Annotated in this window: 15 protein-coding genes and 3 pseudogenes; 13 read left to right on the top strand and 5 right to left on the bottom strand. The window is 62.1% G+C overall.

The genetic code is table 11. The features are described 5' to 3' along the window. Nucleotides 1-36 precede the first annotated feature (36 nt). The gene (locus ABIF91_RS44100) at nt 37-1248 is read right to left on the bottom strand and encodes a tyrosine-type recombinase/integrase (protein ID WP_424579886.1); all 1212 of its coding nucleotides are present in this window, start codon (nt 1246-1248) and stop codon (nt 37-39) included. A 361-nt stretch (nt 1249-1609) separates the two neighbouring features. On the opposite strand from ABIF91_RS44100, the gene ABIF91_RS44105 reads away from it, so the two are divergent. Further along, on the top strand, nt 1610-2551 hold the full coding sequence (locus ABIF91_RS44105; RefSeq protein ID WP_028182290.1) for a DUF1403 family protein: 942 nt from the start codon (nt 1610-1612) through the stop codon (nt 2549-2551). A 17-nt stretch (nt 2552-2568) separates the two neighbouring features. After that, entirely contained in the window at nt 2569-3255 is a 687-nt protein-coding gene (gene scpB / locus ABIF91_RS44110; protein WP_028182291.1) for an SMC-Scp complex subunit ScpB, read from the top strand. A gap of 436 nt (nt 3256-3691) precedes the next feature. Here the strand turns inward: scpB and ABIF91_RS44115 are convergent, their stop codons facing one another. Beyond that, the gene (locus ABIF91_RS44115; RefSeq protein ID WP_028182292.1) at nt 3692-4045 is read right to left on the bottom strand and encodes a hypothetical protein; all 354 of its coding nucleotides are present in this window, start codon (nt 4043-4045) and stop codon (nt 3692-3694) included. 1372 nt (nt 4046-5417) lie between these two features. Here ABIF91_RS44115 and ABIF91_RS44120 point away from each other — a divergent pair. The 7 genes from ABIF91_RS44120 (at nt 5418) to ABIF91_RS44150 (ending at nt 13453) form a co-directional block, all read left to right on the top strand. Beyond that, nucleotides 5418-5621: a hypothetical protein gene (locus ABIF91_RS44120; protein ID WP_035697190.1), complete on the top strand. Its 204-nt coding sequence runs from the start codon at nt 5418-5420 to the stop codon at nt 5619-5621. Nucleotides 5622-5786: 165 nt separating this feature from the next. Further along, nucleotides 5787-7988, top strand: a complete 2202-nt coding sequence (locus tag ABIF91_RS44125) for an SF1B family DNA helicase RecD2 (protein ID WP_035697191.1) — start codon at nt 5787-5789, stop codon at nt 7986-7988. Between the two features lie 9 nt (nt 7989-7997). Next, nucleotides 7998-8375, top strand: a complete 378-nt coding sequence (locus ABIF91_RS44130) for a hypothetical protein (RefSeq protein WP_018273921.1) — start codon at nt 7998-8000, stop codon at nt 8373-8375. Nucleotides 8376-8462: 87 nt separating this feature from the next. Next, the gene (locus ABIF91_RS44135) at nt 8463-9743 is read left to right on the top strand and encodes an SNF2 helicase-associated domain-containing protein (protein ID WP_424579887.1); all 1281 of its coding nucleotides are present in this window, start codon (nt 8463-8465) and stop codon (nt 9741-9743) included. A 37-nt stretch (nt 9744-9780) separates the two neighbouring features. Beyond that, a protein-coding gene (locus ABIF91_RS44140) for an IS3-like element ISRj2 family transposase (RefSeq protein ID WP_424579180.1) occupies nt 9781-10910 on the top strand; the annotation gives its coding sequence in 2 pieces (ribosomal slippage) (nt 9781-10033 and nt 10033-10910; 1131 coding nt in all). A gap of 147 nt (nt 10911-11057) precedes the next feature. Next, nucleotides 11058-12536 (top strand): DEAD/DEAH box helicase, encoded by a 1479-nt coding sequence (locus tag ABIF91_RS44145; RefSeq protein WP_424579888.1) that lies wholly within the window; start codon nt 11058-11060, stop codon nt 12534-12536. After that, nucleotides 12533-13453 carry an SWIM zinc finger family protein gene (locus ABIF91_RS44150; RefSeq protein ID WP_284279817.1) on the top strand — a complete coding sequence of 307 codons (921 nt, stop codon included), beginning with the start codon at nt 12533-12535 and terminating at the stop codon, nt 13451-13453. Before ABIF91_RS44145 ends, ABIF91_RS44150 begins: the two co-directional genes overlap by 4 nt. 112 nt (nt 13454-13565) lie before the next feature. On the opposite strand, the gene ABIF91_RS44155 is transcribed toward ABIF91_RS44150, so the two are convergent. After that, on the bottom strand, nt 13566-13799 hold the full coding sequence (locus tag ABIF91_RS44155) for a hypothetical protein (protein WP_284279815.1): 234 nt from the start codon (nt 13797-13799) through the stop codon (nt 13566-13568). 7 nt (nt 13800-13806) lie between these two features. Then, nucleotides 13807-14076, bottom strand: coding sequence for a hypothetical protein (locus ABIF91_RS44160; RefSeq protein ID WP_018273925.1), 270 nt, complete (start codon nt 14074-14076; stop codon nt 13807-13809). An 81-nt stretch (nt 14077-14157) separates the two neighbouring features. On the opposite strand from ABIF91_RS44160, the pseudogene ABIF91_RS44165 reads away from it, so the two are divergent. The 3 genes and pseudogenes from ABIF91_RS44165 to ABIF91_RS44175 form a co-directional block, all read left to right on the top strand. Beyond that, nucleotides 14158-14253: pseudogene (locus tag ABIF91_RS44165) on the top strand (transposase); the annotation flags it as partial. A 366-nt stretch (nt 14254-14619) separates the two neighbouring features. After that, on the top strand, nt 14620-15990 hold the full coding sequence (locus tag ABIF91_RS44170) for an HlyD family secretion protein (RefSeq protein WP_060913168.1): 1371 nt from the start codon (nt 14620-14622) through the stop codon (nt 15988-15990). Next, nucleotides 15987-17933, top strand: coding sequence for a glycosyltransferase (locus ABIF91_RS44175; RefSeq protein WP_028182192.1), 1947 nt, complete (start codon nt 15987-15989; stop codon nt 17931-17933). The genes ABIF91_RS44170 and ABIF91_RS44175 overlap by 4 nt, the downstream gene beginning before the upstream one ends. A gap of 13 nt (nt 17934-17946) precedes the next feature. On the opposite strand, the pseudogene ABIF91_RS44180 reads toward ABIF91_RS44175, so the two are convergent. Next, nucleotides 17947-18537 (bottom strand): annotated as a pseudogene (locus ABIF91_RS44180) (ACT domain-containing protein); the annotation flags it as partial. Between the two features lie 336 nt (nt 18538-18873). On the opposite strand from ABIF91_RS44180, the pseudogene htpG reads away from it, so the two are divergent. Next, nucleotides 18874-20059: pseudogene (htpG, locus tag ABIF91_RS44185) on the top strand (molecular chaperone HtpG); the annotation flags it as partial.

Below are 20059 nucleotides of genomic sequence, written 5' to 3' on the forward strand. Positions count from 1 at the left end.
CGTTGACGAAGGAACCGGCCCGTAGAGGAAGGGAAATCAAAGGCCTGCCGCCTTGGTCAGATTGACGCGGAAGCGGTCGCGGCGCCGCTGATAGCGCCGGGTCATCTCGGCGCTGGCATGGCCCAGCTGCTTCTGCACGTAGCGCTCGTCGACCTCGGCCGAGGAGGCGAGGCCGGCACGGAGGGAATGTCCGGCGAATTTCTCCTCCCGTTCGCCTTCGGGGAGATCGCCGCGGACGCCGGCGGCAAGGGCCGCGCGCTTGACGAGGCGGGCGACCTGCTGGTCGGTGAGGCGATCCGGCCCGACGTCCTTGCCTTCACCCCGCACACGGCGGAACAGTGGGCCATGGCCGATCCGGGCCAGTTTCAGCCAGATCTGCAGGGCGACGATAGGGCAGGTGGCGTCCGACGAGCCGCGCCCGATCTCAACCTCGCGCCAGCCGGTCTTGCCGCGCAGGGTGACGATCATGCCCTTGTCGAGAATCTCGACCCAGCCACGGCCGTCCTCGGTGTCGTCGCGATGGAGGTCGAGGCCGACGATCTCGGAACGCCGCAGGCCCCCGGCGAACCCCAGCAGCAGCATGGCGCGGTCCCGCAGGCCGCGGAGCGTGCCCCGATCGAGCGTCTCCAGCATGGCGATCACGTCCTCCGGCAGAACGGCTTCCTTCTGCCGGGGAGGGGCGGCATGGGTGTTACGAATGCCGGCCAGCACGGTCGCGATATGCCGGTCCGCGCGGTCGAGCGGCGTGCCGCGCTGGGCGTAGGTCCAGGTCAGCGCCGACAGCCGGCGTTCGATCGTCGCGACCGAATTCGCCTTGCGGTCAGCCGTCGCCGCGCCCGAGGCGCAGGCCGTGATGTAGAGGCCGACCGTCTGCGGGGAGGGTGGAAGGACCTCGATGCCTTGGCGTCGGCACCAGCCCGCAAAGTGCCGCCAGTCGGAGGCGTAAGCCCGGCGGGTGTTGGCCGAACTCGCGGCGTCGACATAGCCACGGGCGCGATTAGCGAGTTGCTCAAGATGGACCGGCACGCGGGATTCTGCGGCCAGGAGAGGGGAGGGGAGACCGCGGCGGATCTCGCCCGGCACCGCCTCGTCGCCGGCAAAATCGACGGCCGGCGCCGGGCCCTCAGGCAGCGCGGAGGCGTCTGGAGCACGACCTTCGGGGTCCTGGACGGCGATTCCGGGTGTCGTTCGCGTTTCATTGGCGGACGGCAAATCATTGATCTGGAACGAATCGAACTTTGACTTCATTGGCGGATTCTAGCCGAATCAGCGGACCAAGCTGCCGAGCGATGCATAATGGTGCACGAGATTTCGTCCGCGCGCTCGATTTGCGTGAATTTTGGCGTTCCGCTCGACGAGAGAGGCCATCTCCAGGCCGGGGTCCGGGAATTGGGCGCGAACCCGGTCCGCGCAATGAACGCGAATTCTCGTCGATCTGACGCCAAAAGGAGGCCGTCCGGCGATGAAACGCGAGCCACACCCGGCATTCTCTCTATAAAGAGCAAAACGACCGATAATGCAACATTATCGGTCGTTGTTATCCGCCGACAGGCACGGCGGTTTTATCGAAATAAATGGTCACAAGCGCCGTCATTTGTTACCCTTAGCCATGCTCTCTCGCGCGCGAATCATCCCCGAGCCCCCGCCGACCGTCCCGCCTGTGCCTAGCTGGGCGCGGCAGGGCTCGTCCGCCCAACCGGTTGACGATGCGATGTTTTTTGCCGGCGGCGCGCTTGCTGCGGTCCACCCGATCGCCCGCAGCGAGCATCCCCTCGGTCAGCTCTGGCGCCAACGCCTGGCGCTCGCCAACGCCGCCGTCCTCGCTCGCCAGGGTGGCCGCACCGAGGACGAAGCGGCGTTGCGTGACGCCTGGTATCTGCGCCGCGAGACCGACGACCCGGGGCCGGGCGGATGCATCCTCAAGGCCTGGCGGTATCTCGGCGAGCAGGCCGCCATGGCGCCGACGGACTGGATGCTTACCTTGTCCTCGCTGTTCGAGCTGCGCTTCAATGAAGCGCTTGAGGACGTCGTCACCGCCGCGGCGAAATTGGCGGCAGGACAGAGAAGCGCCGTCGCGGCCGCTGCCGAGATCGCGGCGATAAGCCTGCGCGTCGTCCCCGACAGCGAACCGCTCGCCTTGTGGCTCGCAGACATTGTGCTCGCCCATCGCTTGAAATGGCCGATGGCGGTGCCGCTGCTCGCCGGCCAGCTGCGCCGCGCCGAGCTGCGCGCGGCCGGCAAGGCCGGCGGCCCCGACGAGACCTGGGCGAGGACTTGCGCGCTGGCCTATGCGCGCGCCGCTGCTGCTGCCGTCGATCTCTACGCCGACCTCGTGCGGCGCGCCCATCGGCTACTTGCCTCCGCGCCGAAGTTGCGGGCCAAGGATGCCGACATGATGGTGGCGATCCTGCTGATGGAGGACGCCCAGGCGGCCGGCGCCGGCAGGACCGCGAGTGACCGCAGCACACGGCGGCTATTCGAGCGGCTGGTCTCGCTCGGCGCGGTGCGCGAGCTGACCGGCCGCCCCACCTTCCGACTGTATGGGCTCTGACATTTTGGGAGGGTGATTTGGGGCGGCGCGCGCGGCCAAAAGAGGATCTCGACATCGAGCTGGCCGAGCTGCCGCCGGAGCTGCGCTGGCGCGAATGGATGGGCCGCGTCGAGGCGGTGATCTTCGCCTCGCCCGCGCCGGTGACGCGCGAGGTTCTGGCGCGCGTCGTCGGCCGCGACTGCAGCATTGACCTTCTGATCGACGACATCCGTGATGAGCTGCGCGGCCGGCCCTACGAGCTCGTTGCCGTCGCTGGCGGCTGGCAGCACCGCACCCGGAAAAACTTCGCCGAAACGATCCGGGCTGCGATCGGCGCTCCCGGCGACGGCAAGGCGTTGTCGCAGACCGAAGCGCTGATCCTTGCTTGCATCGCCTACTACCAGCCGATCAATCGCACCGAATTGTCATCCTTCTTCGGCAAAGAGGTCAGCCGCGATACCATCGCCCGTCTGCGCGGACTGGAGTTCATCGCTGCCGGGCCGCGTAGCCCCCAGCCCGGCGCGCCCTACACCTATGTGACGACGAAGGCGTTCCTGTCGCACTTCGGCCTGGAGACGCTGCGCGATCTTCCGGACATGGAGATGCTCGAGGAGGCTGGCCTGCTCAGCAAGGACAAAATGCTGGCGGGGGAGTTTCCTGTGCTGGCGTCGGACGAGGCCGACCAACTCGAGGCGGACCGAGACGAAGACGATCATGTGACTTGAATCGCTGCCGAGGAGTTTTCGACAATGCATTGACCGACGAGCAGTCGCCTCGTTTTCTGTGATCTCCTTGCGCTTCATGCGCAGCAACTACGCGAGCCGGCGCTGCTTACATGCATTGACGAGATATTTTCCCGGTGGGTTTGCCCTTGGGGCCGCGCGCGGGGGCGCCTGACTGGCTCACTCGCTTTCTCGTCAGCAGCGAAAGAGGCTGGTCCTTGAGCAGCTAAAGCGGCCGTAAGCAGTCGTAGCAGCGCCGGCCAGCGCATTGCGCTGCTGGCCGGACTCTGCCCGTCGGAGGGGGCGTCATCGTAATTGATTCTCATTGCAACAGCTTGTTGTTCGGATAAGCCTTCGGAAAGCTGACGAAACCCTCGGGGACTCGGTAATGCGCAGGGCGTCGTCTGACGTCCCGCGCCTTTGTCGCCCAAAGCAGAACTCAGCGCTCTAAAAGATTGCAATTGGCGTTGCCGACGATCACTGTCCGCTCGATTTGCTCCGGACAATCCTGCAACCACGCAAAGACATCTTCGAGCCTATAAGGCGTTACGACTTCACGAGCACCCGGCTTGATGTCTGGACCTTCTATCAAATAGAAGCGCCCTTCCGCCGTCCTGACCATGCGGTCCCGTATTTCACCCTCGACCCCCGTGGTCGGGTCGAAATTCGACAATACGCGCGTTGCAAAGTTGAACGCTCCGTCAAGTTGACGACGCGCTGTCCGCTTCGGCTTCGCTCGACGTCGCTTGGTTGCGCACTTAAGCTTGCGGCCCGACACCTGTCTCTTGAACATCTGTACTCCTTTGCGATGCTCCGCCGCGGATTCCGCGAGCGTGCTCTTCGCTCGCCGCCATCGCAATATGGCCAATTGAAAGAGCCCGTGCTGATCAGTCGATACGTTTCTAGCCAGCGGCTGTGACATTTGTAAGATTACAAACGCTCGCGAGTTTGGCGCGGCCCGTTGGAATGATGCTTCAGCTAGCCTGCACACTCCGACCGCCACCACTTCGCACCGATTGACCGAATGTGCGCGTGAGAGCCTTGGCGACGACGTTGCCGGACGACACCGCCAAGGTCAACGGATAGCCCCTTAGATGGCTCGTACCAGCATGTGGGCCATGTCGGCCAAACTTGGGCAGGGTAGCCCCCGTCAGCCGCGCGTGCCCATCCTTGGCGGCTCATCGACCGAACGAATGATTGAGCTGCGCTTGCCTCAGACTGTGCAAGTGAACCGCGGCTGGAGACCGGATAGCCGCATCTCGTCCGGCCATCTCGCCGCGTCCATCTGGACGTTGTGCGAGCACCGGTAGTCGTTGCAAACGTCGGTCAAGCCGTCTCCAGCCGCTGCTTAATCTGCTCGGCTTGTTCCTTCGTCAGCTTCTCAGCCAAGCTGTAATCCTTCAGTTGGGCCGCCCCCTTGCGATCCCGATCATAAACCATCCAGTCGACGCTTCCTCTTCGTACGAGGAACCTAGCCTGTATCGGTGCCATGTAATTCACCGTAAACTCCGTCACCAATATGAACGACCGCAATAATATTCGCGAAGAATATCTAGCACCCGGTCTGCGATGCTTCTGTGAACTTACGCACACACACACACACACCGGAGCCCAGATATAGATACTTCGACCAACGCCAATCAGCCGAAAGCCCCTCGAAGATCCCGCCTGAGGTCGTGACTTACTCTAACTCAAATCTTGGCCGCAACTCACTGCAAATACGTTCGAGCCGAGAATGTAACTCACAGAGATCCTCCGGCGCCGCTACCACAGTTGTGCGAAACCCGAGCTGCCTGTCCTCGCTGACCTGAAAGAAGTTGGTCAGTCCAAACCGTTCTAGGATCAATTCATGAAGCTGGTCTTTGGTGATCTTTTGCTTTTGTAACGCCATTGAAAAAGCCGATGCTAAGATTGTCTCCTTTTGCTTCTTCCGCAGCGCAACTGCAAGGCGCTCGTTGCGGCACCCGTAATTGCCCGGGGGGCGATTGTGAATCGACGCTGAACATTGACCCCGCACGCGCGAAGTCAATCAAGCACTTGGACGCCGATCGGCGTCCGGACCCCACGCAGATTCACACTGGTGGCGCTATGGGAGGCCTCGGATCGGATCTGCGGCAAGCGGCTCAGGGTAATGATTCCGACGTTGCTGCCTTCGCTGGAGCGGCATGGCCGGCTCAAGCTCGGACCAGGCCGATCGAGCACTGGTGCTCGGCGTCAGCGCAGCCACGATTGATCGGCTGCTGGTCGAGACCAAGGTTGCCGCGGCCGGCGGTAACCGCAAAGCGAAATCACGACTGGCTGGTCTCCTTTACAGTTCGATTCTTACACCGCTCGGCGGCTACCGACACATATCGCCGGACGCCCATTGATCGGCCATGCAGTCGCGCTATGCATGTCAACCCGGTGGGCTCCGAAGGGGGTTGACCGCCGTGGTGGCTTGCCAACGACGATCCAACTGAGCAAATTGGGTTCGGGGAAGAGAGCTGTCCGCAAATGGTGCTCTCAGCGACGGAACAGATGATGCGACGATCCGCATGAAACCGCAGCCGGAACCATCAAGTCGGGAAGTTCTTGCTGGCCTTGTTGAGCGCGTCACATACCACAACGACGGGAATGGCTACTGCGTTTTGCGGATCAAGGCGCGCGGCCACCGCGAACTGGTCACTGTAGTCGGGCACGCCGCGGTGATCTCCGCTGGCGAGTGGATTACCGCATCGGGCGAATGGGTCAATGACCGCACCCATGGCCAACAGTACAGGGCGAAGTTCTTAAAGACCTCGGAACCGACATCACTCGATGGCATCGAGAAATACCTCGGCTCCGGAATGATCCGCGGCATCGGGCCAGTCTATGCCAAGAAGCTGGTGCGCGCCTTCGGCGAGAAGGTGTTCGATACCATCGAGGCGGAGCCCGAACGCCTGCGCGAGGTAACGGGCATCGGCCCGGTTCGGGCCAACCGGATCACGGCCGCCTGGGCTGAACAGAAGATCGTTCGCGAAATCATGGTCTTCCTGCACAGCAATGGCGTCGGCACAGCCCGGGCGGTGCGCATCTATAAGACCTATGGTGCGGACGCCGTACAGGTCATGACCGAGAACCCCTACCGCCTCGCGCGTGACATTCGCGGCATCGGCTTCAAGACTGCCGACGCAATCGCGATGAAACTCGGCATCGAAAAGACCGCAATGATCCGGGTTCGGGCCGGGATCTCCTATGGGCTGACCGAGGCGATGGACGAAGGGCACTGCGGTTTGCCGACGGATGAACTGGTGCCGCTTGCCGAGAAGCTGCTTGAGGTCCCGGTGGAACTGGTGCGCATTGCGCTTGATCTCGAACGGACAGCAGGCACAGTCATCGCGGACAGCGTAGGCGAAACGTCATGCGTATTTCTGGCGGGCCTGCATCGGGCGGAGCGTTCGATTGCCGAGCGACTGATCCGGCTTGCGAATGGCACACTGCCCTGGCCATGGATCAATCCCGACAAGGCACTGCCTTGGGTCGAGCAACGGATCGGGCTTACCCTTGCCGAAAGCCAGGTCGCTGCGATCCGGCTCGCATTGATGTCCAAAGCGTTGGTCATGACCGGCGGTCCTGGTGTCGGCAAGACCACCATCGTCAAAGGTATTCTCCGCATTCTCGCAGCAAAGGGCGTGAGGCTCCTGCTATGCGCGCCGACCGGCCGCGCCGCCAAGCGCATGACCGAGGCGACCGGTTTTGAGGCTAGGACGATCCACCGGCTGCTGGAGGTTGACCCCAAGGGCGGCGGCTTCAAGCGCGGCGAAGACAATCCGCTCGACTGCGACCTGCTTGTTGTCGACGAAGCCTCAATGGTAGACGTCATGCTGATGCAGTCACTCATCAAGGCCGTGCCAGACAAGTCTGCCCTTTTGATCGTCGGCGACATCGACCAGCTTCCTTCGGTTGGGCCAGGCCAAGTGCTGGCCGACGTCATCTCATCCGGTGCTGTGCCGGTGGTGCGTCTCACCGAGGTGTTCCGGCAGGCCGCGCAAAGCCGCATCATCATCAGCGCACATCGCATCAATCAGGGGGCCATCCCCGATCTCAGCCTGCCCGGCACGGATAGCGATTTCTACTTCGTGCAAGCGGGCGATCCAGAAACCGCCGTACAGCGTATCATCGAGTTGGTGAAGACACGGATCCCCAATCGCTTCGGCCTCGACCCAATTCGGGACATTCAGGTTCTGTGTCCAATGAACCGGGGCGGCGTCGGTGCGCGCTCGCTAAACATTGAACTGCAGGCGGCTCTGAACCCCGCCGGCGAGCGCAAGGTCGAACGCTTCGGTTGGACGTTCGCGTCCGGCGACAAAGTGATGCAGATCGAAAACGATTACGACAAGGAGGTCTATAACGGTGACATCGGTTATATCGACGATGTCAGTTCCGAAGACAGCGAACTCACCGCAAGCTTCGACGGCCGCTCGGTCATTTATGAGTTTGGCGAGCTCGACACGCTGGTGCCGGCTTACGCAGCAACTATCCATAAGAGCCAGGGTTCGGAATACCCTGCCGTAGTGATCCCGGTGATGACGCAGCACTACACCATGCTGCAACGAAACCTGCTCTATACCGGCGTCACCCGGGGCAAGAAGCTGGTCGTGCTGGTCGGTCAGAAGAAAGCCGTTGCCATCGCGGTTCGCAACGTTTCGGGGCGGCGAAGGTGGTCGAAATTGAACGAGTGGCTGGCGTCAAGAATAGCATCGATGCCGACAAGATGAGGGCCGACTATGAATGCGGGCAAAGCGCATAAGATTTGGATCGAACAGTGCGAAGCGGCTCAAACGATCAAGGCGCGATTCGGGCTCACGGCGGCCTTCGACTACCTTGTCGGTGAGAAGTTGATGAGTTTTACCAGTACTGCCTCCAGACATCCCGACTTCGCGCGGGAACTGCCGCGGTTTGTTTCCGAGGTGAGACGCATGTTCGCGCCGGATGAGATCGGCGCACAGTTGGCGCAAATCGAGCGTTCGCAAAACGAAAGGAATGTCGATGTTTTGGAGGAGGATGATCTTCTGCCGGAGAGTCCGGCCGCAGTCGCGGAGTGCGTTCAGCAGTTCATGCGGGTCAAGGAGTTGCTGACCGCGCCCATGCTCGGTACTTCGTGACAGAATGGCGAATTACATCTCGATGTGGCGCGCGGCTCACCCCCAAAATCGCGGACATTTCCGGTGGGATCATAAGGTCTCACCGTCATGATGACGCTGGAACCCGTTCTTACCCCGCATGGTTTGCTGACACTGCGACAAACGGCGCAAGCTCCTGCGTTGGAGCTCAATCAGGGCTTGCGGCTGGAGAAAGCATTTTTACGTGGCTCAGGGCACGGATTGTTGTGGCTCGGCGCCGACGAAGTCGCGACGGTTCTCCCACCGGTGTTGTCGTATTGGCGAGCGCTTGGAATGCGCTACATGACTGCGCTGTGCGCGCTTCCTAGTGTTGGAGACGGCCGTACCAAGCCGCCTGTGCCGATCCCCGCCGATGGCGAGTTGGACACGATGGCAGCGGCTGTTCCGCCGATGACCGGCGCGGAATACCTGACGACGTCTGTCCTGGCCAATCTTTGGCAAGGTATGGATGCGGCCTTTGATGCCGAGTTGGTGCAAGCCAAGCTCTCCCTGCAGGAGTTCCTCAAGAGCCGTCATCCGGCTTGGAATTTGGTTGGGCGCGTTCATTTCAACCTCGCGGAGAACCGGAAGGACGATGAAGCCCCGTTCGCGTTTCTTGCGACCTACACCACCCGACTCTCTGCTGAGGCCAAGGCCCAGCATCTGCCGCTTGGTAAAGCCTTGCAGGAGTATTCCGGTGCGAGGAACCGCCAACGCCTGCTCTCGCTGCTGATGCCCGTCCAGCGCGCCGCCGAGAGGAGCCCTTGGTTGAAGACGTTGGTCAATGCCGGCGATATCTTTCACCCGCTGCGCTGGAGCCCACAACAGGCGCTGCAATTCCTGAAGGATGTTCCCGCAATCGAAAGCGCCGGGGTGGTCGTGCGAATGCCGGCGAGTTGGCGCATGAACCACCCCGCACGCCCGCAAGTGAAAGCAACGGTCGGGGGCAATGCGCCATTACAGCTGGGGATGGACGCGCTGCTCGACTTCCGAATGGAGGTGACGCTCGAGGGCGAAAGCCTCTCGAAGGCCGAGATCAAGCGACTCCTGGCGCATTCCGATGGATTGACCTTAATCCGTGGCAAGTGGGTCGAGGTCGATCATGAACGACTGCATCGCACACTCGAGCAATTTGAGGCCATCGAGCGCCGTGCCGCCGCCGAGGGTCTTTCGTTCGGTGAGGCGATGCGTCTGCTGGCTGGGGCTGGCATTGCCGGAGATAAAACTGCCGCACCAGCCGACATCGATTGGAGCCAGACCGTTGCCGGCCCCTGGCTGGCGGAGACGCTGGCGACCTTGCGCCATCCCGATTGGCTCATGAGAGCTGGCCCCGCAAATTCGGACAGTAGCTTGAGTGGATTTTCTGCCTGACAGCGGCGAGGATTCTTGCTGCGAATCAGGAGCGAAGATGACGAAGAAGAGCCGCCGGACGCATTCTCCGGCATTCAAGGCGAAGGTTGCTTTGGCTGCGGTCAAAGGCGACAAGACACTGGCGGAGCTGGCGCAACTGTTTGATGTTCATCCGAACCAGATCACGATCTGGAAAAACCAGCTCCTGGAAGGCGCCGCCGGCGTGTTTGGGCATGACAAGACATCGGCCGAGACGCCGGTCGATTTGAAGGCGTTACATGCCAAGATCGGCGAGCTGGCGTTGGAAAACGATTTTTTGTCCGGCGCGCTCACCAAGGCGGGCCTGCTGAGCGCAAAGCGATGATCGACCGCGGTCATGATCTTTCTATCGTGCGCCAGGCGAAGGTCCTGAAGCTGGCTCGCAGCACGGTCTACTATGAACCTCGGCCAGTTTCGGCCGAGGACCTTGCCTTGATGCGTCGGCTCGATGAGCTGCATCTCGATTATCCCTTCGCGGGAGCGCGTATGCTGCGATCGTTGCTGCGGCGGGAGGGCGTATACGCCGGTCGCCGCCACATCGCGACGCTGATGAAGCGCATGGGGATCGAGGCGGTCTATCGTCGCCCGAACACGAGCAAGCCGGCTCCGGGTCACAAGATCTACCCGTACCTGTTGCGCGGATTGAAGATCGAGCGGCCCGACTATGCGTGGGCAATGGACATCACCTACATTCCGATGCGGCGTGGCTTCGTCTATCTCGCGGCGGTCGTCGATGTGTTCAGCCGACGGGTCCTGGCCCATCGCGTCTCGATCACAATGGAGGCGGCCTTCTGCGTCGAAGCGGTCCAGGAGGCGTTGGCGAAGCACGGCAGGCCCGAGATTTTCAACACGGATCAGGGCAGCCAGTTCACCAGCCTCGAGTTCACCGATGTGCTGCTGGACGCGAAGATCGCCATCAGCATGGACGGCAAGGGCGCCTGGCGCGACAACGTGTTTGTCGAGCGGCTCTGGCGCACGGTCAAATACGAAGAAGTATATCTCCGCGCCTACGACAGCGTGTCCGAGGCGCGAGCGTCAATTGCCAAGTATCTGGCCTTCTACAATCAGGGACGCCCTCACTCGAGCCTTGACGGGCGCACGCCCGACGAGGCTTACTTCGGCACGCAAGCTATGGTGATGGCCGCATGACCGTCGCCGACGGTTTTGTCGTCGCTCTGGTCGGGCTACGCCCTCCCGACGCAACGACAAAACCGTAAAGCCCCGCGTTCAGCATAACCCGGCAGGAATCCACTTAAATCCAGCGGGGCGCTGTCCAAACAACCGGGGCCAGCTCTCATGCGGGTCGACCCCGGTCAATATTTTCAGGGTACGCTGCGACCCTATCAGCAGTCGGGTGTGCAATGGCTCTATCTGCTAACGCAGCTCAAGCTTGGGGCTTGCCTTGCCGACGATATGGGGCTCGGCAAAACCATCCAGGTGTTGTCGCTGCTGCTGGTGATCAAGAATGAGGACATGGCACGGAAACCGTGCCTGCTCGTAGCCCCCGCCTCGTTGTTAGCCAATTGGGCCGCCGAGATTTCCCGATTTGCGCCAAGCTTGAAAACAGTCGTGGTCCATCCATCGGCTGCGCCGTCCGAGAAACTGAACACTTACAGTGCGGACAGATGCGCAGATGTCGATCTCGTAATCACGAGCTACGGCTTTCTGACGCGTACGCCTTGGCTAGAAACTACATCATGGCGGTTTGTGGTGCTCGATGAAGCACAGGCCATCAAGAACCCGGGCGCTAAGCAGACAAAATCGGTCAAGAGGCTCAAGGCAGAAATGCGCATTGCGCTGACCGGCACGCCCATCGAGAATCGGCTCGGCGACCTATGGTCGATCTTCGACTTCATCAATCCTGGCCTGTTGGGATCGTCGAAGGAGTTTTCGGCATTCGTCAAACGCCTCGCCGACCGGCCACATAACCCTTACGGTCCGCTCCGCGAACTGGTGCGCCCCTATGTCCTGCGACGGCTGAAGACCGACAAGAGCATCATTGCCGACCTGCCCGACAAGACCGAGGTGAAAACCTTCTGCCCCTTGAGCCGCAAGCAGGCGGCGCTTTATCAGCAAGCAGTGGCGGAACTGGCCGGCCATCTCGAAGATGTCGATGGAATAAAGCGGAGAGGCATCGTCCTAGCTTTTCTCATGCGTTTGAAGCAGATCTGCAACCATCCATCACAGTGGCTCGGCGACGGTGCGTGGAATGAGGAGGATAGCGGTAAGCTTGTGCGTCTGCGCGACATCGCGGAAGTGGTTGCCGCCCGGCAGGAGAAGGCACTTATCTTCACCCAGTTCAAGGAGACAACGGCGCCACTAGTGGCGTTCCTGGGCTCCGTATTCGGAAGGCCCGGCCTCGTCCTGCATGGTGAGACAGAGGTTAAGAAGCGCAAGGGCCTGGTGCGCCAATTTCAGGAAGACGAAGACGTCCCGTTCTTTGTGCTCTCGGTCAAAGCAGGCGGCACCGGGCTCAATCTCACAGCGGCCTCGCATGTCATTCATTTCGACAGGTGGTGGAATCCGGCTGTCGAAAACCAAGCCACCGACCGTGCCTTCCGGATCGGACAGACCAAGAACGTGCTTGTGCACAAGTTCGTTTGTCGCGGCACCGTGGAGGAAAAGATCGACCATATGATTGAGTCGAAGAAACAATTGGCTGGGGATTTTCTTAGCGGCGGAGCTGACATCCTGTTGACTGAGATGAAAGATGAGGAGTTGCTTAGACTCGTGACTCTCGATTTGGGCGCGGCGATGAAGGAAGGGGATGAATGAGCTACTACGGGTGGCATGCTTACGTGCCAGTAGCTGAGAAGCGGCGACAGGCAGAACGCAAGTTGGCCAAGCTCAAGAAGCAGGGACGATCGGTTGCGCCCGTGAGGATCGAGGGCCGCACAATTACCAAGAGCTTCTGGGGCAGATCTTGGTGCGTCAACCTTGAACGCTACAGCGACTATGAGAACCGCTTGCCGCGCGGCCGGACCTATGTTCGAAACGGCTCCGTTATCGACCTGCAAATTGCCAAGGGCGAGATCTCGGCAATGGTCGCCGGGTCTGAGCTCTACCAAATCAAGATTGTCATTGCACCGGTTACGCGGGCACGCTGGAAATCCATCTGTCGGGACTGCGCCGGGACCGTCGATTCGCTAGTTGAGCTCCTGCAGGGCCGCTTGGCGAAGGGCGTGATGGACCGGGTCTGTCGAGAGGGTGACGGCCTGTTTCCGTCGCCGACGGAAATCAAGCTGTCCTGCAGCTGTCCGGACTGGGCGGACATGTGCAAGCACGTTGCGGCAGCACTGTATGGTGTCGGCGCCCGGCTAGATGAAAAGCCTCAGCTTCTTTTTGTGCTGCGTGATGTGGATGAAACTGAAATGCTCGCCAGCGCTGGACAGGATTCTCCGCTAACAACGGCGCCAGGCGCGGCGAAGGTGCTTGATGAAGGCGATGTCGCCGCTCTATTCGGGCTGGAGATGGCCGAAACTCTCGATACCCCAAATCCTGCCTTCACAGTCTCAAAGAGACCCCAACAGTCCAAGTCGCAAAAAGGCAAGATATCTGCCAGAAAGACCAAACGAGCAGCGAAGACAGATGTCGCCTTACATCGTGCGACTCGGGCCTGTTCGGGAACGAAAAAGACAACCCGAGCAAGTGCCAGGAAACGGCGCACTCGGGGATGTCCCGATCGCTGTTGAACTATGTCGGGCCGAGGTTGCCAGAATGAATGTTGCACTAAACCGCTCCGCGGTAGGGAGCGCATGGCTGCGGCCTGAAGGGGGAAGCGCCACAGAGTGCGCGGCAGCGGCATTAACGATCCTTCGCTGCGCGTCGCGCCGTCCGACCCGTGGCCTCGCTGAACAGGTGGCGGGGGATGCTGATTATCGCAAAACGTCGCCGTTCTTCCGGGTGCGCTTCAAAATCTGCCTCCACAAAAATCTCGACGGTCTCCTCACTGGCATGAACTTCGACGCGTACCGGCGCGTCGTCAAAATCCACTTCGTATAGGCGACCATTCTTTCCTCGGATGATCGCGTGCGCCATTTCTATGCTACCTCCGGCCCGGCTTCTTGAGCTTCTTCACTCGGTGCTTCTGATAATCGAGAACGGCCGCTGCAAGTGGCATCGAGCGCGGCACGCTCACAGGTGTGAGGGAGACGACAAGCGCTCTGCCTGTTTCTTCCGAGCGAGACAAATGGCAGATGATGCCGCCCTCGTCACCGGCGTATGACAAATCCCAGACGACGTGGTGCATCCGATCAGCATCGGCAATGACCTTGCCCCTCAGGCTTAATCCAGTTTGAAGTTCGCTCTGGCCCAAGACTGACGTGCTCCCCGCAGATTAGGCCAATCGGAGCTGGAATTTTCCACTTATGATCCCCTTGGGGACGAGGAGAGTTCCATGAAGGCATCGAAGTTCACCGAGGCACAGATCGCTTTCGTTTTGCGTCAGGCAGAGGAAAGGACGCCAGTCGCCGAGGTTTGCCGGAAGGCGGGCTGTGAATCGAGGCCGAACATTGACCCCGCACGCGCGAAGTCAATCACGCGCTTGGGACGCCGATCGGCGTCCGGACCCCACGCCGATTCACACGTCGAGCCTTGCAACCGCTTTACGAGAGCGCGCGGTTTCGTCGCGCCCTGAGTAGAAAATGACTGTTGCAACCGTCTAGGTTGTGTGCAACCATAGGGTTGGGCCTCAGAAACCCAAGCAAGATAGCATCAGTGGCCATCAATGGGCCAGCGTATAACGGCCCCGTTCGGTGGGACGGTGCTCCCATGTCGAAGGGGCACCCCAAAAGCACATTGGCCGTTCAGGATTACGGTTTCTGAACCCCGCCCGCACCGACAATTCAAGGGCCGGTCAATGAATCAGGCACAGCAGCAGAAGCCCTCTCCTGAACACAAAGTTTCCGTCACCAAGGATAAGGACGCGGGCGCATGCGGATTGCAGCGCGATTTGCAGGATCGGTTGCAGCCGGCGCACGACGAGCCGGTGAGCGAGCCCGTCAGCGATAGTGCTCCCCATCCCGAAGCACCTGCAGGCTCGGGCCGGTGGGTTCGCCGCCTGCTCAAGGTCGGCATTGGCCTTGCGATCGTGGCCGTCTTCGGATGGTTGCCGCTGAAGGCCGTGCTGCAGACTTCGAGCGTCGAGGCCGTGGTCAATGCCAGGATCGTGACGTTGCGCTCGCCGATCGACGGCACCGTGAGCGCGAGGCCGCCGCAAGGCTCGACGCAACTCAGCGTGGTCCATGAGGGCGACGCGATCCTTCATGTCGTCAACGCGCGTGGCGATCGCGTGCGGCTCGACGATCTTCGGCGGCAGATGTCCCGGATGGAAAATGAGCGCCCGAGTTTCGCCGCCAAGCTTGCGGCCGCCGAGACGGCGCAACAGGACCTTGCGCGCCAGGCGGCCCAGTTCCGCGACGGTCGCCTCCTCCAGCTCCAGGCGCGCATTGCCGAAATCCAGTCGGCGATCGAGGCCGCGGCCGCGCGGCGGGAGGAGGCAGTGGCCGCCGTCGAGCGGGCCTCGTCACTGATCAAATCGGGCAGCGTCTCGACGGTCGAAATGGCCCGCCTGACGCGCGAGCAGGCGATCGCCCAGCAGACCGAGATCGGCGCCCGCCGCCGGCTCGACGCCGCCAAGGTTGAGCTCACCGCTGTCGGGAGCGGCACTTATCTCGGCGACAGCTACAATGATCGGCCGAGCTCCGCGCAACGCGAAGAGGAGATGCGCCAGCGCGCCAGCGATCTGCGCGCCGATCTGGCGCATGCCGACGCCGAGATCGACTGGCTCACGCACGAGATTGCAGTCGAACAGTTCCACTACGTCAACCGGGCGGAAGCCGACATTAAGGCGCCGGTCGCCGGACGCATCTGGGAGATGATGACGTCGCCCGGCGAGGATGTCCGGGCCGGTCAGCCCTTGCTCAAGCTGCTCGATTGCAGCGGCGCCGTGGTCACCGCCAATGTCACCGAAGGAGTCTACAACCGCCTCCGGCTCGGCGAGCAAGCGATCTTCGAGCCGAATGACGGCAGCGCGACGATCCAGGGTGAGATCGTCAATCTCACCGGCGCATCGGGCGCGCCCGCGAACCTTGCGATCAATCCGGATGCGCTGAACAAGGAGCCCTACCGGGTGACGGTCTCGATGCCGGCGCTCAACAGCACGGGCAAGGAATGCGCGGTCGGCCGCACCGGACGGGTGGTGTTCAACACGGATGCGGCAAAGCCATGATGGCGGCATTCGCGCCCGGCCTGGTTGCCTTCGGCGCCTGCCTTGCGATCCTGCCGCTGCTCCGGCGCGAGCACACGCTGGCCCGCATCATGATGACCGGCATGTCGTTCGTCCTGCTGCTGCACTACTTCGTCTGGCGGGTGACCCAGACCTTGCCGCCTCTGGGACTCACCGCCGACGCGGTGGTCGGCTATCCCTTCGTGGCGGCCGAGGCGGCTTCGATGATCGCGGTGTGCCTGTCGTTGCTGTTCCTCTCCAGGACCATCGACCGCTCGCCCGAGGTCAACGCGATCCTTCGCCGATCCAGGGCCCCGACGGATGCGCCGCTCGTCGACGTCTTCATCTGCACCTACAATGAGGAGAAGGCGATCCTGGAGCGCACCATCATCGGCGCGACGGGACTCAACTATCCCAACTATCGCGTCTGGGTGCTCGACGACGGGCGACGGCTTTGGTTGCGCCGGCTCGCCCAGGAGCTCGGCTGCAATTACCTGACCCGTCCGGACAACCGGCACGCCAAGGCCGGCAACATCAATCATGGGCTCCACCACGTCTCCGCTCTGCCGGACCGGCCGGAGTTCATCTCGATCCTCGATGCGGATTTTGTCCCGATGCCGGACTTCCTGACCCGGGCGATCAGCCTGATGCAGGACGGCACCGTCGGCGTCGTGCAGACGCCGCAGCACTTCATCAATCCGGATCCGATCCAGACCAATCTCGCCGCGACCGACGTCTGGCCCGACGAGCAGCGCTTCTTCTTCGATATCCTGATGCCGGCCAAGGATGCCTGGGGCACCGCGTTCTGCTGCGGCACCTCATCGCTGATCCGTTTCTCCGGCCTGATGCAGATCGGCGGCTTCCCCACCGATTCGGTGACGGAAGACTATCTCGTCACGCTGCGGCTGAAGGAGAGGGGTCTGCGCACGGTCTATCTGAACGAGCGCCTGACCATCGGCCTCGCGCCGGAGGGATTGAAAGAATACATCACCCAGCGCGGGCGCTGGTGCCTCGGCTTCATGCAGATCTTCAGGGGCCGCAGCGGGCCGTTCTCGCGGCAATCCAGGCTCGCCTTCATGGACCGGCTGTCGCTGGTCGATGCCTTCATGAGCTGGGCGGCGGTCTACGGCACCAAGGTTTTCGGCCTGGTTGTGCCCTGGCTCTTTCTGCTGTTCGGCATCAAGGCGGTCCATGCTGACCTGTTCGAGCTGCTGACGTACTTCCTGCCGTTCTATGTCTGGTACGCCTTCACGATGGCCTGGATATCGCGTGGCCGCTCGCTTGCGATCATGACCGACGTCTCGCAATACATCGCGGCGCCGGCGGTCCTGAAGGCGGTCGTGACCGGCCTCGTCAAGCCGCAGGGCCACAAATTCAAGGTGACCGCCAAGGGCGGCGACCGCAACCTCCGCTTCATCGAGTGGCCGCTGCTGCGGCTCTATGGCGGTGCCTTGCTGATCACGCTGGTGGGGATCGCCTACGCCTTCATCCTGCACCCGCGCGGCGACAGCATCGCCTATGGCGGGCTGGCGCTGGCCTGGAGCCTGTACAATTGCGTTGTGCTCGCGATCGTGTGCTTCATCTGCATCGAGCAGCCGCGGCGCCGCAAGGCCGAGCGTTTCGAGCGCGACGAGCCGATCCTGGTTCACGAAGGCGCCGAACCGCGGCTGGTGCGGATGGCCGACATCTCGATTTCGGGCGCGCGCTTCATCGATCCGGCCCCGCCCGCAATCGGCGCCTCGATCAAGTGCAATGTCTACGGCCAGAGCGTGAGCGCGACCGTTGTCCGCCGCTCCCGCGACGGCTTCGGCGTCCGTTTCGAGGACGCGGTTGCGACGCGGATCAATGTCGTCCGCGCATTCTATGCCGGTGAATATGTCCGCGCCTTCCGCAGCGTGCGCGCGGCGCCGGTCGGCAAGGCGTTGCTGATGCGACTGTTCGGCTAGAGCGGGCGGAGCGTCATGCTGCCGGCTTCGCCGCCTGGTCCTCGCTCGACAACAGATGCAGTAGCGCGCTCTTGATCGCGGCCTGCCGGGTCGGCGCGGTGATCTGGGCGCCGAGCAGGTCGGTGACATAGAACACGTCGCGGGCGCGCTCGCCGAAGGTCGCGACGTGCGCCGAGGCGATGTTGAGGTTGAGCTTCGAGATCGCGGTCGTCAGCTGGTAGAGCAGGCCGGGGCGGTCGAGGCCGGAGACCTCGATCACGGTGTAGCGGTCGGACCACTGGTTGTTGACGGTCACTTCGGGCTCGACGACGAACGGCCGCGCCTTGCTGCGCACCGCGCGCTTGGCCACCGCCTCGGGCAGCCTGAGCTTGCCTTCCAGCACCTGCTCGATCATCTCGCCGATCCGCGTCGCGCGGCGGCCTTCGTCATCGTCACGGTCGTATTCGCGCGAGATCGAGATGGTGTCGAGCGCGCGGCCGTCGGTCGTGGTGTAGATCTGCGCGTCGACGATGTTGGCGCCGGCCGAGGCGCAGGCGCCGGCGATGATCGACAGCAGCCAGGGATGGTCGGTCGCCAGGATCGTGAGCTCGGTGACGGCGCGGATAGGACAGCGTATCGATTGCGGATCGTGCGTTCGTGGCGATGGCCTCATGGTCGCCACGCCTCATAGCTTCGCAGGCGACGGTTATTCCGAAGCACTCGGTCGCGGGAACGGGGACCACGGACTTTCAGGGACATTTCCTCAAGGGCCACGTCGGAACTTCTGTGGTCGACGGCTCGTTGTGGCCGCGCGGAGCCTCCCGCTTGCGCCCTTCAGTGGGCCTCGGCCGACCTCCAGCCACAGGCGGGAAAGGTCAACAGTCCCATCACGACTCTTGATCCATCGTATTTCTGCGCTATATCCGGGTTTCCCCTTACCCAATTGTGATCCGGTGAATGCATGACGACGTCAGATACGGCTGTGCATACGCAGCCCTTTCAAGCCGAGGTGTCCGAGCTGTTGCACCTGATGGTGCACTCCGTCTATTCGGAGACCGACATCTTCCTGCGCGAGCTTCTTTCGAACGCGTCGGATGCCTGCGACAGGCTCCGCTATGAGGCTATCGCGATCCCTTCATTACTTGGCAAGGGCGAGGCGCTGAAGGTCCGTATCATTCCGAATAAGCCGGCGAATACGCTGACGATCGCCGACAACGGCATCGGCATGGAGCGGCAGGAGCTGGTCGACCATCTCGGTACCATCGCCCGCTCCGGCACCAAGGCGTTCGTGTCGAAGCTGAAGGAGGCCAAGGACGGCCTCGGCCTGATCGGCCAGTTCGGTGTTGGCTTCTATTCTGCCTTCATGGTCGCCGAGAAGATCGTCGTGATCAGCCGCCGCGCCGGCGAGAGTGACGTCTGGACCTGGACGTCCTCCGGCGGCTCCGGATTCGAGATCGCCCGCGCCAGCGACGAGGACGCAGCGCGCGTGGCGCGCGGCACCGAGATCGTCCTGCACCTGAAGGACGACGCGAAGAAGTATCTCGAGACCTACGAGATCGAGCGCATCGTCGGTGCCTATTCCGACAGCATCCTGTTTCCCATCGAGCTTGTGCCCGGTGAGGGCGAGCCGCGCCAGATCAATTCGGCAAGCGCGCTGTGGCAGCGCTCGAAATCCGAGCTGACGGCAGACGACTACAAAAAGGCCTATCAGCAGATCGCTTCCGCCTTCGGCGATCCCGCGATCACGCTGCACTACCGCGCCGAGGGCCGCCACTCCTACGCCGTGCTGCTGTTCGCACCGTCGACGATAATCGCAAGGGCCGCGTCAAACTCTACGTCCGCCGCGTCTTCATCACCGATGATGCCGATCTGCTGCCGGGTTACCTCCGCTTCATCCGGGGCGTCGTCGACAGCGAGGATCTCCCGCTCAACATCTCCCGCGAGATGCTCCAGAACAATCCGCAGTTCGCGCAGATCCGCAAAGCCGTGGCGACCCGCGTCGTGTCCGAGCTCGAAAGCCTCGCCGAGAAGGACCCGGAGAATTTTGCCAAGATCTGGGATGCTTTTGGCGCGGTGCTGAAAGAAGGCATCTACGAGGATTTCGAGCGTCGCGAAAAGCTGCTGGCGCTGTCGCGCTTCACTACCAC

Source organism: Bradyrhizobium sp. USDA 241, from assembly GCF_049739505.1.
Classification (GTDB): Bacteria; Pseudomonadota; Alphaproteobacteria; order Rhizobiales; family Xanthobacteraceae; genus Bradyrhizobium; species Bradyrhizobium liaoningense.